At 62.2% G+C, this 15,046-nt stretch carries 15 protein-coding genes and 1 pseudogene; 6 read left to right on the plus strand and 10 right to left on the minus strand.

The features are described from left to right. Positions 1-174, minus strand: a pseudogene (locus tag KY084_RS12345) (IS701 family transposase); the annotation flags it as partial. Positions 175-278: 104 nt separating this feature from the next. Here KY084_RS12345 and KY084_RS12350 point away from each other — a divergent pair. Beyond that, complete coding sequence (locus KY084_RS12350) at positions 279-464, plus strand: hypothetical protein (RefSeq protein WP_246587101.1); 186 nt, start codon at positions 279-281, stop codon at positions 462-464. Between the two features lie 50 nt (positions 465-514). Here the strand turns inward: KY084_RS12350 and KY084_RS12355 are convergent, their stop codons facing one another. Further along, positions 515-1,687 (minus strand): acyltransferase family protein, encoded by a 1,173-nt coding sequence (locus KY084_RS12355; RefSeq protein ID WP_343228011.1) that lies wholly within the window; start codon positions 1,685-1,687, stop codon positions 515-517. A gap of 163 nt (positions 1,688-1,850) precedes the next feature. Between KY084_RS12355 and ispG the strand changes: the two genes are divergently transcribed. From ispG to KY084_RS12370, 3 genes are read left to right on the plus strand one after another with little or no spacing between them, the layout of a single operon-like run. After that, the gene (gene ispG, locus KY084_RS12360; protein ID WP_219238786.1) at positions 1,851-2,975 is read left to right on the plus strand and encodes a flavodoxin-dependent (E)-4-hydroxy-3-methylbut-2-enyl-diphosphate synthase; all 1,125 of its coding nucleotides are present in this window, start codon (positions 1,851-1,853) and stop codon (positions 2,973-2,975) included. Between the two features lie 43 nt (positions 2,976-3,018). Continuing rightward, positions 3,019-3,894 (plus strand): DMT family transporter, encoded by an 876-nt coding sequence (locus tag KY084_RS12365; RefSeq protein ID WP_246587102.1) that lies wholly within the window; start codon positions 3,019-3,021, stop codon positions 3,892-3,894. After that, complete coding sequence (locus tag KY084_RS12370; protein ID WP_219238788.1) at positions 3,891-4,361, plus strand: GNAT family N-acetyltransferase; 471 nt, start codon at positions 3,891-3,893, stop codon at positions 4,359-4,361. The genes KY084_RS12365 and KY084_RS12370 overlap by 4 nt, the downstream gene beginning before the upstream one ends. A gap of 4 nt (positions 4,362-4,365) precedes the next feature. On the opposite strand, the gene KY084_RS12375 is transcribed toward KY084_RS12370, so the two are convergent. From KY084_RS12375 to KY084_RS12395, 5 genes are all read right to left on the minus strand, one after another. After that, complete coding sequence (locus KY084_RS12375) at positions 4,366-4,524, minus strand: hypothetical protein (protein ID WP_219238789.1); 159 nt, start codon at positions 4,522-4,524, stop codon at positions 4,366-4,368. 134 nt (positions 4,525-4,658) lie between these two features. Next, complete coding sequence (locus KY084_RS12380; RefSeq protein WP_219238790.1) at positions 4,659-4,859, minus strand: hypothetical protein; 201 nt, start codon at positions 4,857-4,859, stop codon at positions 4,659-4,661. 90 nt (positions 4,860-4,949) lie between these two features. Then, on the minus strand, positions 4,950-5,162 hold the full coding sequence (locus KY084_RS12385; RefSeq protein ID WP_219238791.1) for a cold-shock protein: 213 nt from the start codon (positions 5,160-5,162) through the stop codon (positions 4,950-4,952). A 178-nt stretch (positions 5,163-5,340) separates the two neighbouring features. Beyond that, positions 5,341-5,526, minus strand: coding sequence for a hypothetical protein (locus KY084_RS12390; RefSeq protein ID WP_219238792.1), 186 nt, complete (start codon positions 5,524-5,526; stop codon positions 5,341-5,343). Between the two features lie 156 nt (positions 5,527-5,682). Beyond that, positions 5,683-6,015: a hypothetical protein gene (locus KY084_RS12395; RefSeq protein ID WP_219238793.1), complete on the minus strand. Its 333-nt coding sequence runs from the start codon at positions 6,013-6,015 to the stop codon at positions 5,683-5,685. Between the two features lie 629 nt (positions 6,016-6,644). On the opposite strand from KY084_RS12395, the gene KY084_RS12400 reads away from it, so the two are divergent. Continuing rightward, positions 6,645-7,187, plus strand: coding sequence for a hypothetical protein (locus KY084_RS12400; RefSeq protein WP_219238794.1), 543 nt, complete (start codon positions 6,645-6,647; stop codon positions 7,185-7,187). A gap of 238 nt (positions 7,188-7,425) precedes the next feature. Here KY084_RS12400 and KY084_RS12405 read toward each other — a convergent pair whose 3' ends face one another. From KY084_RS12405 to uvrA, 3 genes are all read right to left on the minus strand, one after another. Further along, entirely contained in the window at positions 7,426-7,623 is a 198-nt protein-coding gene (locus KY084_RS12405; RefSeq protein WP_219238885.1) for a hypothetical protein, read from the minus strand. After that, positions 7,598-8,152, minus strand: a complete 555-nt coding sequence (locus KY084_RS12410) for a hypothetical protein (protein WP_219238795.1) — start codon at positions 8,150-8,152, stop codon at positions 7,598-7,600. Before KY084_RS12410 ends, KY084_RS12405 begins: the two co-directional genes overlap by 26 nt. Positions 8,153-8,422: 270 nt before the next feature. Continuing rightward, complete coding sequence (uvrA, locus tag KY084_RS12415; RefSeq protein WP_219238796.1) at positions 8,423-11,380, minus strand: excinuclease ABC subunit UvrA; 2,958 nt, start codon at positions 11,378-11,380, stop codon at positions 8,423-8,425. A gap of 200 nt (positions 11,381-11,580) precedes the next feature. On the opposite strand from uvrA, the gene KY084_RS12420 reads away from it, so the two are divergent. After that, positions 11,581-14,979: a class I SAM-dependent DNA methyltransferase gene (locus tag KY084_RS12420; protein WP_219238797.1), complete on the plus strand. Its 3,399-nt coding sequence runs from the start codon at positions 11,581-11,583 to the stop codon at positions 14,977-14,979. The last annotated feature ends 67 nt before the right edge of the window (positions 14,980-15,046 follow it).

The raw sequence follows: 15,046 nt of genomic DNA on the forward strand, positions 1-15,046 counted from the left end.
CGTCTTGCGCCGCTCATCACCCAACAGGCCATCAAGGAACAGATTGGCCGATGCCGCTACCCGAGCCTGTGTGAACAGGCTGCCCATCCGCGCCTTCACATCGCGCAAAGACGTTGCCCATAGCTCCAGTGTCGTCTCGATTGATGCGCCCGTCATCCACGGCCCCCTCACCATGGAAACCTATTGATTCAGAGTTCCAATCAATATGCAACTGTAATGTTAGGCGGTGCGAAGGCTATTGGTTTGCGCAAAAGCGCTTCGGTTATGGCGCGGCACCAGTGACGTGGCAGGGCTGGCTTCTGACGCTTGGCTATGTCGCGCTGTTGTTCGCAGGGGTGTCCGGCCTGCCCGGCGATGCCGCGAAGCTCGCCTGGGGCGTGCCGATCACGATCGGCTTCGTGATCCTTGCATGGCGAAAGACCGATGGCGGCTGGAAATGGCATTGGGGGCTGAAAAAGAAATAGGTGCGGGCGTCATCGGACGCGCGCGTTTTGACTGAACGCCAGTTGCCCGATCAGCGCACGGCCAGCGTCGCGCCGGGGCGTTTCGGCCGGTGCAGGCGAAGACCGACCAGCGGGCGCAGCGGGCGAATCTCGCGGCCGATAAGGTAAAAGGCCCAGCATCCCGCTACCGTTGCCGCGACCAGTATCGCGAATTGTGTCCCGCCGTTCAGCCCACGCCCCAGCAACAACCACATCGCGACGACGATGATGGTCTGATGAACGATGTAAAAGGGGAAGACCGCTTCGGTCAGCGTCGCGCGCATCGGGTGATTGCGGTTCCAGAACCGGTCGGCGGTGGCGATCAGCGCAACGATCGCCCCCCATTGCTGAACCGCATGGGCGACCAGATAGGGCCGCACCGCCCAGTGGGCCATGCCGTGGGGCCAGTGAATTTCGCACCACGCGATGAACGCATAGCCCGACAGCGCCAGAATCGCGCCGAGCCAGCCCCATCGCCGGATCGCACGCATTGCCGCAGGCGATCCTGCAAGTCCGAAGCCGAACAGAAATACCGGGAAGTACGAAACATGTGCGATATCGTCACCGATAAAGGCATGGGTTTCGCCGACCATCGGAAACCACAGCGCATGCACCGCAACCAGCCAGGCGAGCGGAAGCGCCAGCACCAGCACCGTGCCGAATACCCTATCATATACGCGTTGCAGCCACGATGCGCGAAGCAGTGCGACCGCCAGCGTCAGCACCATGGTATATGCCCATAGATAGAAGACGAACCACAAATGGTTCCAGGTGGGCAGTGCAAGCCCCGCCAGTTCGCGAAAGCGGAAATAGTCGGCAAACCAGAAATGCCAGTAGCTGCCGTCATAGCCGTGCTTCGTCAGCAGTTCGACCCAGGGTTGCGGCGGCACGACGATCATCATCCCGGCGAGCAGTGGCACCAGCAGGCGAAAGCTGCGGTTGCGGGTGAAATCGCCCAGCCCCTTCGATCGCATTAGCAGCGCGCGACTGGCGAAGCCCGACACCAGAAACAAGAGGCTAAGCCGCCATGCATTGACCGCCAGCATCGGCACCACCGCCCAATGCACCAGCGCAGGCGCCTTCACATGATAGTTCCACGGCACGAAAACCATGCCGATATGGTAGAGGATGAGGAGAGCGAATGCGCCAACGCGCAGCCAGTCCATTCCGTAATGGCGCTCCACGATGCCCTCCTGTGACCGCACGAAGCCGCTTCGCCTAGCAGGCGCTGGCGTATGCGCCTAACGCAAAGTGGTGCGTTCGTGATGGGTGCATATCGCGACATGCCGATGCCGCGCCTTTCCTGTCCTCGCCGGAATCGCTATATGGCGGTGCATATCAAGCACGCAGATTGCGAGAGCCTCTTCCATGTCCGTACGTCCCTGGCGCGATATCATGCGCCGCAACAGCCGCCAGATCATGGTCGGCGATGTTCCCATTGGCGGCGACGCGCCGATCGCCGTGCAGACGATGACGAACACCGTCACTTCGGATGTGAGGGCGACGATCGACCAGATCCGCCGGTGCGAGGAGACGGGGGCCGACATCGTCCGTGTTTCCTGCCCCGATGTCGAAAGCACGACGGCGCTGAAGCAGATCGTGCGTGCGGCGCGGGTGCCGATCGTCGCCGACATTCATTTCCATTATAAGCGCGCGCTGGAAGCGGCGGATGCGGGCGCGGCATGCCTTCGCATCAATCCGGGCAATATCGGGTCGGCCTCGCGGGTTCAGGAAGTCGTGAATGCGGCGAAGGCCAATGGCTGCGCAATCCGCATCGGTGTGAATGCGGGCAGTCTGGAAAAGGACCTGCTAGAAAAATATGGCGAGCCATGCCCCGAGGCGCTGGTCGAAAGCGCGCTCGACCATATCCGCATCCTCGAAGAGCATGATTTCCGCGAATACAAGGTAGCGGTAAAGGCGTCGGACGTATTCCTTGCCGTTGCCGCCTATCAGGGGCTGGCCGAAGCGACCGATTGCCCATTGCACCTTGGTATTACCGAGGCGGGCGGCCTGATCGGCGGCACCGTGAAATCGTCGATCGGCATCGGTTCGCTTCTGTGGTTCGGTATCGGCGACACGATCCGCGTATCGCTCTCCGCCGAGCCCGAAGAGGAAGTGCGCGTCGGGTTCGAGATTCTCAAGGCACTCGGCATCCGCAATCGCGGTGTGCGGGTGGTCAGTTGCCCAAGTTGCGCGCGGCAGGGGTTCGACGTGATCCGTACCGTTCAGACGCTGGAGGAGCGCCTGAGCCATATCCGCACGCCGATGTCGCTCTCGGTGCTGGGCTGTGTGGTCAACGGCCCCGGCGAAGCGCGCGAAACCGATATCGGGATCACCGGCGGCGGTGCCGGTAAGCATATGGTCTATCTGTCGGGCGTGACCGATCACCATGTTCAGGACGGCGACATGATCGAACATATCGTCCGACTGGTCGAGGCGAAGGCCGCCGAGATCGAAGCGGGCGAGGCGAGCGCGATGCAAGCCGCCGAATAGGCCTGATACCCGCATGACGCCGGACCGGGAAACGTCCGCGCCAATGGCGTTCCTGATCGCGTCGATCGGCATCGCCACCTTTTCGATGATGGACGCCGCGATGAAATCGGCCACCATCGCGATCGGCGTGTATAATGCCATGCTCTGGCGCAACCTTGCCATCGCGGTGCTGGCGGGCGCGGTGCATTTCGCGCGTTGGCCGGGATGGCCCGCCCGCACGGCAATGCGGCTGCACATCGTGCGCGGCTGCGTCGCGCTGGCGATGGCGTTGCTGTTCTTCTGGGGATTGGCGCGCGTGCCGATGGCGCAGGCGATATCGCTGTCGTACATCGCGCCGCTGGTGGCGATCCTGCTCGCTGCGGTGCTGCTTGGCGAAGCCGTGCGGCGGGCGAGTGTCGCCGGATCGCTTTTCGCACTCGGCGGTGTCGTCGTCATCCTGATCGGTCAGGGGCGCGCCGGGATGGGCGATGACGCCCTATGGGGCGCGGCGGCCATATTGTGTTCCGCGTTATGCTATGGCTGGAACATCATTCTTGCGCGTCAGCAGGCACTGGTGGCAGGGCCGAGCGAGGTCGCCTTCTGGCAGACTTTCGTGGCGCTTTGCCTGCTTGCGCTTGCCGCGCCTTGGCTGGTGATCGTTCCCCCGGCCGCGCAGATTCCGGCGCTTGGCATGGCGGGGCTGCTTGCGACCGTTTCGCTGATGCTGCTCGCCTGGGCCTATGGCCGGGCGGGGGCAAGTTATCTGGCGCCGTCGGAATATACGTCCTTTCTCTGGGCGGCGTTGTTCGGTTGGCTGTTCTTTGGCGAGACGGTGACGGCATGGACGATCGGCGGTGCGGGTCTTATCGTGGCAGGATGCATCCGGGCGGCGCGGCGGCGGCCCAAACCCTTTGCTCAGGCGGAGACCATCATTCCATGACCCATGTCCGGCCCGCGACACGCGGCGACGTGTCCACCATCCTTCGCTTCGTAAAAGAGCTTGCCGCGTTCGAGCGTGAGCCGGACGCCGTAAAGGCCGATGCGGCGATGTTGGAAGCGGCGCTGTTCGATGAACACGCGGCCGAGGCGGTGATCGCCGAAAGCGACGGAGAAGCTGCGGGCTTCGCATTGTTCTTCCATAATTTCTCCACCTGGACGGGCAGGAAGGGTCTGTATCTGGAAGACCTGTATGTGACGCAGGACGCGCGCGGTAAGGGCGTTGGCACGGCGTTGCTTCGCCATCTGGCGGGAATCGCTGTCGCGCGCGATTGCGCCCGGTTCGAATGGTCGGTGCTAGACTGGAACGCGGACGCGATTCGCTTTTATCGCAAGATGGGGGCCGAAGGCATGGACGGGTGGACCGTGCAGCGCCTGAGCGGTGCAGAGCTGACGCGGCTCGCGGGCTGATCGTTCAAAAAGGGCGTCCCTTGCCCGGTCGCGGCGACGGGCGGCGCCCCTGGCGCAGCGCGCGTTCGCGGCGGCGACGGACACGCCAGATATACAGCGCGACGCCGAACCCGGCGACGAGCAGGAAAATCAGAAAATAGGCGATCAGCGTACGCGTTTGCATAACATCTCCGTGCCAGGCACAGGGCCGACTGTGGCTGGGAGTATGCGGTTACTGATCGTACTATAGCATTTCTTCCGCGTGTCTGTAATGGTTTTGCGCAGGCCGCGCGCTGTGCCTGCGCATTTACATCCGTATCAGTCGGTCAGGCGTGCCGCTTCCTTTTCCGCCTCGTTGCGGGCGCGGGCTTCGGCCACGCGTTCGGACCGTTCGGCCATCGCGGTCCAGGCGGCTTCGGAGCGCAGATGCCGGTCGCGTACACTGTCCAGCGTCGCCGCCTCTGCCGCTTCATGGTCGATTTCGGCGCGGGCGCGGAAGGTTTCGGATTCGGATGTCATCAAACTCGCTCCGGGCGGGAGGGCAAAGCGGGGCGACCGCCCCGATACGAAAACGGGCGGCTCCGCAGTGGAGCCGCCCGATAGAAGCGTTCAGTCGGCGGGCTGAAGGTTGGTTGCCGCCGGTTTCCCGCGCCGATCATTTTCCAGATCGTAGGAAACGCGCTGATCCTTGTCGAGCGTCGCCATCCCTGCCTTTTCAACGGCGGAGATATGGACAAACGCGTCGTTTCCGCCCTGATCGGGCTGGATGAAGCCATAGCCCTTGTCGGCGTTGAAGAATTTTACGGTTCCGGTGAAAGCCATTTGGATATTCCTTCTTGCGGCGGCGGCCCGGACATCGGGCGCCGACAGGTCGCTCAGCGTAGGGAAAGAAGGAAATGGGAGCCGCAAAGCACCGATAGTCCGTCGATTTGCGACTGTAGCAAAACCGCTTCTAGCCTGTTCGGCCGCGCCTGACAATGCGGGCGCGGCGGGGCCTGCGTCATACGCGGCGAATGGGATATTTGTTTTCGGTCGGACGACCGGCGGCCTTGTCCTCCAACTGGGTGATCCATTCGTGGTACAGACCGGCAAGGCTGGCGTGCGAGGCGCGCGCGATCGCATTGGTCGCCGCATCGGCGCGTTCGAGCGAGGCGCGGCGGCGTTCGCGAAGATAGATGATGTCCATATGGACGGATGCTCCCCAAGGCATCGTAAGCGGGAGCGCGAATAGTCTCTCAGCCACCGGCGCTTACGGATAAGAATGCCGACGATGAAAGGAGTATAGCAGGTGCGGCGGTTTTCGTCCAGTAAAACCGCCGCAATTCCAGTATCTTGAACCGCTTTAGTGCGTGGTGCGACCGTTCAGTTCCTCGACATTGTTGTCAAGGCCGGGGGCGGGAATGGTGGCGGGGCGAAGCGCCTCGCGCTCCGATTCGGGCACCGCCGCGTCGGCATCGGGGCGGAAGGCATCCGGCGCGCGCTTCGACCCGTCGGGATGCGACCCGGTTTCGAGGTCGGGCGCGGCATGCCCTTCCGAAGGACGACGCGCCCGCCGCCACAGCGCAAGCCCGGCAGCAGCACTCGCACCAACGGCGAAGACGCCAAGCCCGATCAGCGCGGTGCGCGTGCGGCGGTAAAAGGGGGCGGGGCGAGCGGCGGATTTCTTCTGGGGCATAGGCCATCCTTTCGCAGGGTTTGGGGTTGTGGAACGAACGGGCGGGGCGGTGACCGGTTCCGGCGCGCGAACCGAAGGATTAGCAGCAGCTAATCCGAGGCGCGCCCGGCCAGCGGGCCGCAGGCCCGTCTGACGGCGCGGGATTCACTGCCGCGCCGGGGCCGTTGGTGTCCGGAAGTTGCGGAAGTTGAGACTACGTCCCCCATCAATCCACATCCCAGCAGCACGCGAAGCCGTGCGCGGCAGATGCGCGGATCAACTGGCGCGGTGAGGGGTAGAGATGCAGCATGAAACGTCCTTCCCAAGCGGCTGAGGGGACCGGACGTATATGCAGGAACAATGCCTGTAGAACAGGAATTCTAGCAACCGGCTCCCAAATAAGCGGCTCCGAAAAGGTAGTTCCGCGCGCTTGGTAAGGTTTGCATATCATCCAAATCCCTACTGCATTGCAACGCAAGCTCTGAAGCCTTGACCTCCGTCGTGCCGATCCGCCCCGCTCTGATTCTCATATATCGGAACATAGCAACATTGATCGGCGAACATATTGAGACTTGCTGCAGTGTTGCAATAGGTTTGCTTTTTTCGCAAGGCAGGGCTATGGGTATCGCGAATCAGGGAAAGCTCGTGCCATGTCGGATGAAATGAAAAGCGGGATTGAAGCCTTGCGCGACAAGGCTTGGGCAGCAGTTCAAGCTAGCGAACCATATGGTATTTTTGCGGCTTTGGATGCAGCGGTTGTTGCCGCAGGTGGAGCATCTGCACTAAACGATCGAACAAAAAGAACTATATCCGCGAGCTTGGGAGAGCTTGTGGTGGGTTATGCAAACAGCCCAACCAAGCGCAAGGTGTCGCAAGGAGATGCTGCTTTCATTGCCTTAAGCAAGATTGGCGAGCCGTTGCCGGTAGGGAAACTCATGGAAGCAGCTACGAATGAGGGGGCTACTATCGGGGGTAGCGACCCTTTAGCCAATTTTAGATCAACAATTTCCAAAGATCATCGATTCCGCAGCATTATGCAGAATAACATGTACTTTTGGTGGTTTGCTGACAAAGACTTGCCGCCGAAATGGTATGACCCGGAGCCTGACGATTTCGACAGTCTGTATGGCTCCGGATCATCTGAGTCCTCTGGCCAGGAAGGGGGTGATAGGCGTGGAGCCTCAACAACCTAACTAGCCAGTAAGGCATCCGGGTGTCGCGAGGTGTAGCCCCTCTCGGCATCCGCAGCCCGGTAGCGGAGCAAGAAAAGATATCCAGTCAAATCTAGCCCACTGAGCGGCGTACTTGCAGGTGCGCCGCTCTTTTTATGTGATATACAAATTAAGCTGTCTTGCAAAGCCACTGTATCGCGAACGTCGTTAACGCGAGATGTTTTAGCAAGGTATAGGTTTAGCAAAATGCTACTCAGATTTACCACTCCCCCCCAACATCCCGGATCGCCTGCAACAACGCCCGCTTGCTCCCCGTCCGCCGCTCGCCCGTATTGCGCGGCGCTTCGGGGCCGCCAAGCGCCTTGCGGCGCGCTGCCAACCGCGCGGCCATATCGGCGTGTGACACGCGCGGGCCGGTCCATTCGGCGGCTTCAGTCGAGAAGGTCTTGGATGTCATAATCGCCAGCGCTTTCTTCACGAATTCTGCGATCAAGATAGTCGCGATCCGCATCAGGGTGAAGTAGCAGCAATATGCGCGCCTGATCGATACGATCCTGCGCCGTACCGGAGGCATATTGGCCCATACGGTCGGCGATCAGGTCTTCGACCGAAATGATGGCGAAGGACTGGCCGGGCGCGACGTCCTCCACCAGCAGAATATGGTCGCGATCTACCTTGCCTTCCATGAGGACATTGGCGACGACCTCAAAGCCGAGGCGCAGTTCAGGATGTATCCACCCGCGCGTCGCAAGCCCCTTTCCGGCGGGTTTGACGAAGCCGAGGCGCCGCATCTCCTCTTCCAGTTCGGTCTGAACCGGGGAGCATAGGTCGAAGTCGCCGGTCGATAGCGCGCTGCCGGTATAATATTCAGCGGCGGCCCCGCCGACCAGAATGGGGCGGGGCAGGCCGCGAGCCACCATGGCTTCGCCGAGTTGGGCGAGAAGGCGTAGGGCAGCTTCAAAGGCGGGGCGCCATGGGGTGGTCATGGGGTGAAGGTAGCCCGGTGTGGTGCCGATGGCGAGAGAGTGTCGAGACACTGGCCATCGTGTTCGGCGCTCTGGATCGTGTCGTCGCTTCGCTCCTCGCGATGACGACGGGGGCTGGGCGGAGTGTGGTCTCCTTCAATTGCCTGTCAAGGCAGTCGTGGGAGAAGTACGGCCCCCTTCGACTGCCTGCCAAGGCAGGCGCTCAGGACAGGCTTCGACAAGCTCAGGGCGAACGGGGGAGGGTCGGGTTCGTCGGCGAGGGCGGACGGCCTACTCCGCCGCCACGCTCTCCTTCCCCTTCGCCAGCAACGGCGCGAGATACTGCCCCGTAAAGCTCCGCTCACTCGCCGCGATCACCTCTGGCGTGCCCTCAGCGATAACCTCGCCACCCTTCACGCCGCCTTCCGGCCCCAGGTCCAAAATCCAATCTGCCGTTTTGATCACGTCCAGATTATGCTCGATGACCACGACCGTATTGCCCTGTTCGACCAGCGCGTGGAGCACTTCGAGCAATTTGCGGACATCTTCGAAATGCAGCCCGGTGGTCGGTTCGTCGAGGATGTAGAGCGTGTTGCCGGTCGCGCGGCGGCTGAGTTCCTTGGCCAGCTTGACGCGCTGGGCTTCGCCGCCGGACAGGGTGGTGGCCTGCTGACCGACCTTTACATAGCCCAGCCCGACTTCCTCGAGCATTGCCATCTTGTCGCGGATGGGGGGCACGGCCTTGAAGAATTCGTGCGCGTCCTCGACCGTCATGTCGAGCACGTCGGCGATGCTCATCCCCTTGAACTTCACCTCGAGCGTTTCGCGATTGTAGCGCGCGCCGTGGCACACATCGCATTCGACATAGACGTCGGGCAGGAAGTGCATCTCGATCTTGAGCACGCCGTCGCCCTGGCACGCTTCGCAGCGCCCGCCCTTCACGTTGAACGAGAAGCGCCCCGGTTTGTAGCCGCGCGCCTGGGATTCGGGCAGCCCGGCGAACCAGTCGCGGATATTGGTGAAGGCGCCGGTATAGGTGGCGGGGTTGGAGCGCGGGGTGCGGCCGATGGGCGACTGGTCGATGTCGATGACCTTGTCGAGATGCTGCAGCCCGGTGATCTTGTCATGCTTTCCGGCGAGAATGCGTGCGCTGTTCAATTGCCGCGCGGCGGCGGCGTAGAGCGTATCGATGGTGAAGCTCGACTTGCCTGACCCCGAAACGCCGGTGATGCAGGTGAAGGTGCCCAGCGGGATCGACGCGGTGACGTCGCGCAGATTGTTCGCCTTTGCGCCATGGACGGTGAGTTTCTTGCCCGAGCCCTTGCGGCGTTTCTGCGGCACCGCAATCTCTCGCGTGCCGTTGAGGTAATCGGCGGTGACTGAGCCTTTCGTCTTCAGAATGTCGTCAAGCGTGCCTTGCGCGATCAGCGCGCCGCCATGCACGCCAGCGCCCGGCCCCATGTCGAGGATATAGTCGGCCGAGCGGATCGCGTCTTCGTCATGTTCGACGACGAGCACGGTGTTGCCAAGGTCGCGCAGGCGTTTCAATGTTTCGAGCAGCATGTCGTTGTCGCGCTGGTGCAGGCCGATCGACGGTTCGTCGAGGACGTAGAGCACGCCCGACAGCCCCGATCCGATCTGGCTGGCGAGGCGGATGCGCTGGCTCTCCCCGCCCGACAGCGTGCCCGAATTGCGGTCGAGGTTGAGATAGTCGAGCCCGACATTGTTGAGGAAGCCCAGCCGCTCGTCGATTTCTTTCAATATGGGGGTCGCGATCTCCCGCTGCTGCGGCGTCATCGCTTGCGGAAGCGTCTTGAAGAAGGCGAGCGCATCGACCACCGACAGGCGGCTGGCGTGCGAAATGTCATGGCCGTCGATCTTCACCGCGAGCGCTTCGGGTTTCAGACGCGCGCCGCCACAGGTCTCGCACGGATGCGCGGCCTGATATTTGGACAGTTCCTCGCGCATCCACGCGCTTTCGGTCTTCATCAACCGGCGGTTGAGGTTGCCGAGCACGCCTTCGAACGGCTTCTTCACGTCATAGGATTTGCGCCCGTCGACAAAGGTGAGCGTGACGGGCTTTCCCTTCGTGCCGGTGAGGATCATCTCACGCACATCGGTGGGCAAGTCCTTCCACGGGGTTTCAAGGCTGAAACCGAATTCGCGCGCGAGGCTGCCCAGCACCTGCATGTAATAGGGGCTGGGCGGGTTGGATTTGGCCCAGGGGACGATCGCGCCTTTCTTCAGGCTTAGTTCGTCATTGGGGACGACAAGGCCGCGATCGAACTCCATCCGCTCGCCCAGGCCATCGCACGCCGGGCACGCACCCTGTGGGGCGTTGAACGAGAAGAGGCGCGGTTCGATTTCGGGGATGGTGAAGCCGGAGACGGGGCAGGCGAAGCGTTCGGAAAAGACGATGCGGTTGTCAGGAACGCCGGCGCCCTTCATCGCGCCGCCGGTAACGTTACCGCCCTCGACCGCCGATTTTTCGGTGTTGCTGGCGCTGCCCGTCGCCTCTGCCACCGTCGTGTCGGCGAGGTCGACATAAGCGAGGCCGTCGGCGAGTTTCAGCGCGGTTTCGAAACTGTCGGCAAGGCGGGTGGCGATGTCTTCACGCACCACCAGTCGATCGACGACGACTTCGATGTCATGCTTGTATTTCTTGTCGAGCTTGGGCGCTTCGGCGATCTCGTACAGCTCGCCGTCGATGCGCACGCGCTGGAACCCGGCCTTCTGCCATTCGGCCAGTTCGCGGCGATATTCGCCCTTGCGCCCGCGCACCACGGGGGCGAGCAGATAGAGCCGTGTGCCTTCGGGCAGCGCGAGTACGCGATCGACCATCTGGCTGACCGTTTGCGCGCTGATGGGAAGGCCGGTCGCGGGCGAATAGGGAATGCCGGTGCGCGCCCATAACAGCCGCATATAATCGTAGATTTCGGTGACCGTCGCGACCGTCGAGCGCGGATTACGGCTGGTCGTTTTCTGTTCGATGCTGATCGCGGGGGAAAGCCCTTCGATATGATCGACATCGGGCTTCTGCATCATTTCAAGGAACTGGCGCGCATAGGCGGAGAGCGATTCGACATATCGCCGCTGCCCCTCGGCATAGATGGTGTCGAAGGCGAGGGAGGACTTGCCGCTGCCCGACAGGCCGGTGATGACCGTCAGCGTGTCGCGCGGAATGTCCACCGACACGTCCTTCAGATTATGTTCGCGCGCGCCGCGGACGGAAATATGGGTAAGGCTCATACGGGCTGGTTCTACTTCTGTTCCGATGGAGATGCCAGAGGGTTAGGTAGGAAAGCCCGCTGCGCTTTGCCACCGGGGAAGGAACGCTCCGGACCGGATCAATATCCGTCCGATTGCGCTGCCGCACGATCCGTAACGGACATGCTCCATATGGCGAAGCTGCCCGTCGGCGGCGAGTCTGCCCCCGATCGGGGGGCGCAATGGATATATCGCAAACGGCGCTTGATACCTTTATCGAACGCTGGCGCGAGAATGAGGGCGGGGCTGAGCGCGCGAACTTCCCGTTATTTCTGACCGAACTGACGCAGGTGTTTAATTTGCCGCGTCCCGACCCTGCCGATGCCACGCACGAACATAATGATTATGTGTTCGAGCGCGCGGTGACGTTCCGGGATGAAAAGGGCAAGACCGGGCACGGGCGTATCGACCTGTACAAGCGCGGATGCTTCGTATTGGAAGCCAAGCAGAGCCGCGAACGCGGCGGTGCCAAGGAAGTGGCAATGGCGGCACAGCAGACGGCGCTGCCGGGAATGGATGCCGGCGGCGCGCGCGGACGCCGCAGCGCCAATCGCGGCTGGGACGTGCTGATGCGCAATGCCCGCGAACAGGCCGAGCAATATGCCCGCGCACTACCTGAAAACCATGTTTGGCCGCCCTTCATTCTGGTGTGCGATGTCGGCCATGCGATCGAAGTGTTCGCCGATTTTTCGGGACAGGGGCGCAACTACCGGCAATTCCCCGACCGCGCGGGCTTTCGCATCTATCTGGAAGATCTGCGCGATGTCCATGTTCGTGACCGGCTGCGCGCGATCTGGCTTGACCCGCACAGCCTGGACCCCGCAAAGAAGGCGGCGGAGGTCACGCGCGACATCGCCCGGCGGCTGGCCAGCGTATCGAAACTGCTGGAAGAGCGCGGGCACCCGGCGGAACGGGTCGCGCATTTCCTGATGCGTGTGCTGTTCACGATGTTCGCCGAGGATACCGGCCTGTTGACGCGCGGCAGCTTTACCGAGGTGCTGGGGGGAGCGCGCACCCATCCCGACGGCTTTGCCCCGATGCTGGAAGAGCTGTGGGCAAAGATGGACAAGGGCGGATTTTCGACGACGCTGCGGGAAAAGGTGCGCCATTTCAACGGCGGCCTGTTTTCCGAACGCAGCGCGATCGCGATGCAGCGCGAGGAGATCGGCGAACTGTACGAAGCCGCGCGGCACGTATGGACCGAGGTCGAACCCGCGATTTTCGGCACGCTGCTGGAACAGGCGCTCGACAAGGAGGAGCGCAAGCGGCTGGGCGCGCATTATACGCCGCGCGCCTATGTCGAACGGCTGGTCAACGCAACGGTCATCGACCCGTTACAGGCCGAATGGGAAGGCGCGGTGCTGGGCACCGTCGAGCGCGAGCGCGAAAGCGGCGACATAGCCGCGGCGATCCGTGCGGTGCATGACTTTCACGAAAAGCTGGCCACCACCCGCGTGCTCGACCCGGCATGCGGGACGGGCAATTTCCTGTATGTCGCGCTGGAACTGATGAAGCGGCTGGAAGGCGATGTGCTGGAAGTGCTCGCCGATCTTGGCGGGCAGGAGGCGCTGGCGCTGGAAACCTCCACCGTGCATCCGCGCAGCTTTCTGGGGCTGGAACTGAACCCACGCGCGGCCGCGATCGCCGAACTGGTCCTGTGGCTGGGCTATCTGCAATGGCAGATGAGGAACGGGACGAGCATTTCCGACCCGGTGCTCGAAAAGCTGTCGAACATCACCGCGATGGATGCAGTGGTGGCGCATGGGGAAGAGCGCGCGAAGGCGGATGGCAGCGGAACCGAACTACCCAACCCGAAACGGCCCGATTGGCCGCAGGCGGACTATATCGTCGGCAACCCGCCGTTTATCGGCGGCAAGGATATCCGCTCTCGGCTGGGCGAAGCCTATGCCACCGCCTTGTGGAAGGCGCATCCGAAGATCAACAAATCCGCAGATTTCGTGATGTATTGGTGGGACCATGCCGCCGAAATGCTGGTGCGCAAGGGCGCGAAGCTGAAGCGCTTCGGCTTCGTCACCACCAATTCGATCACGCAGGAGTTCAGCCGTCGGGTGATCGCGAAGCGGCTTGACGGTCGCCCGCCCATCAGCCTGATCATGGCGATTCCCGATCATCCATGGACGAAAGCGACGAAGGATGCGGCGGCGGTGCGGATCGCGATGACCGTGGCGGAATCGGGGAAGCGCGAGGGGGTGTTGCTGGAGGTGGTTACAGAACGCGGGCTGGATAGCGATGCGCCGGAGATCGGCTTTGAGCAGATAGCGGGCGATGTCCATGCCGATTTGACGGTCGGCGCTGATGTGACCCAAACGAAGCCGCTTCTTTCGAACGAGTGGATTTGTTCGCCGGGTGTGAAATTGCACGGTGCCGGGTTCATCGTCACGCCAGCCGAGGCGGAAGCGCTGGGGCTAGGCAAACGCAAGGGGCTGGAAAAGCATATTCGGCCCTATCGCAACGGGCGCGACATGATGGGTCGCTCGCGCGACGCGATGGTAATTGACCTGCTCGGGCTCGACGAGCGGGAGGTGCGTCAACAGTTTCCTGAAGTTTATCAGTATCTTTTGACAGCAGTGAAGCCGGGACGAGACACAAATAATCGCGCAACCTACCGAGAAAATTGGTGGCTTTTCGGTGAACCGCGACGTGAACTTCGACCCGCTATCGAGGGACTGGATCGTTATATTGCCACAGTCGAGACATCGAAGCACAGGGTATTTCAGTTTTTCCCGACCAGCATACTGCCGGACAACAAGCTGGTTTGCTTGGCGCTTGATAGCGGATTCGATCTTGGTGTCGCCACTTCTTCGGTCCATTACCTTTGGTATTTGGTTAACGCCGGAATGATTGGCGTTTTCGATCAGCCGGCCGTTTATGTGAAAACTTCCAGCTTCGATCCCTTCCCCTTCCCCGATGCTACCGACGCGCAGAAGCGGAGCATCGGCGATCTTGCCGAGGAGCTCGATGCGACCCGCAAGGAAGTGCTGGCCGAGCATGGCGACCTGACGCTGACCGGCCTCTACAACCTTCGCGAAAAGCTGGTGAAGGGGGAGGTCTTCACCGAAGTCGAGCAGGACCAGCGTATGCGCGGGCGGGTGGACATTATCGCCGAACTCCATGTCCAAATCGACGATGCGGTGGCCGATGCCTATGGCTGGCCGCGCGACCTTTCCGACGATCAGATTGTCGAACGGCTGGTCGCGCTCAACGCCGAGCGTCATGCCGAAGAGAAAGCGGGCAAGGTGCGCTGGCTCCGCCCCGAATATCAGATACCCAAAGCGGGCCTCACCCAGCTGGCGCCACGCGCAAAGGCGGAGCAGATCGAGGCGATGCTGCCCGAGGCAAAGGCAAAGAAGCCAGCCTTCCCCCGCGACGCCATTGGCCAGACCGCAAGCGTTATCGACGCGCTTCGCGGCGGCCAGCCGCTGAGCGCCGAAGCCATAGCCCGCCGATATTCCCAGGGGCGCAAGGTCGAACACCGGGTGGCGGCAACGCTCGACGCGCTCGTCCGGCTCGGCCATGTCGCGCGGGACGAGGACGGATATAGACTGCGCAAGGCGGCGTGATCGGGGGCGCTGCCGACTGGGCGCTGGTTGCGGCGGGGCGGTTCGGGTATAGGCTTTGCCGTAACGG

The organism is Stakelama flava, from assembly GCF_019351405.1.
GTDB classification, from domain to species: Bacteria; Pseudomonadota; Alphaproteobacteria; order Sphingomonadales; family Sphingomonadaceae; genus Sphingomonas; species Sphingomonas flava_A.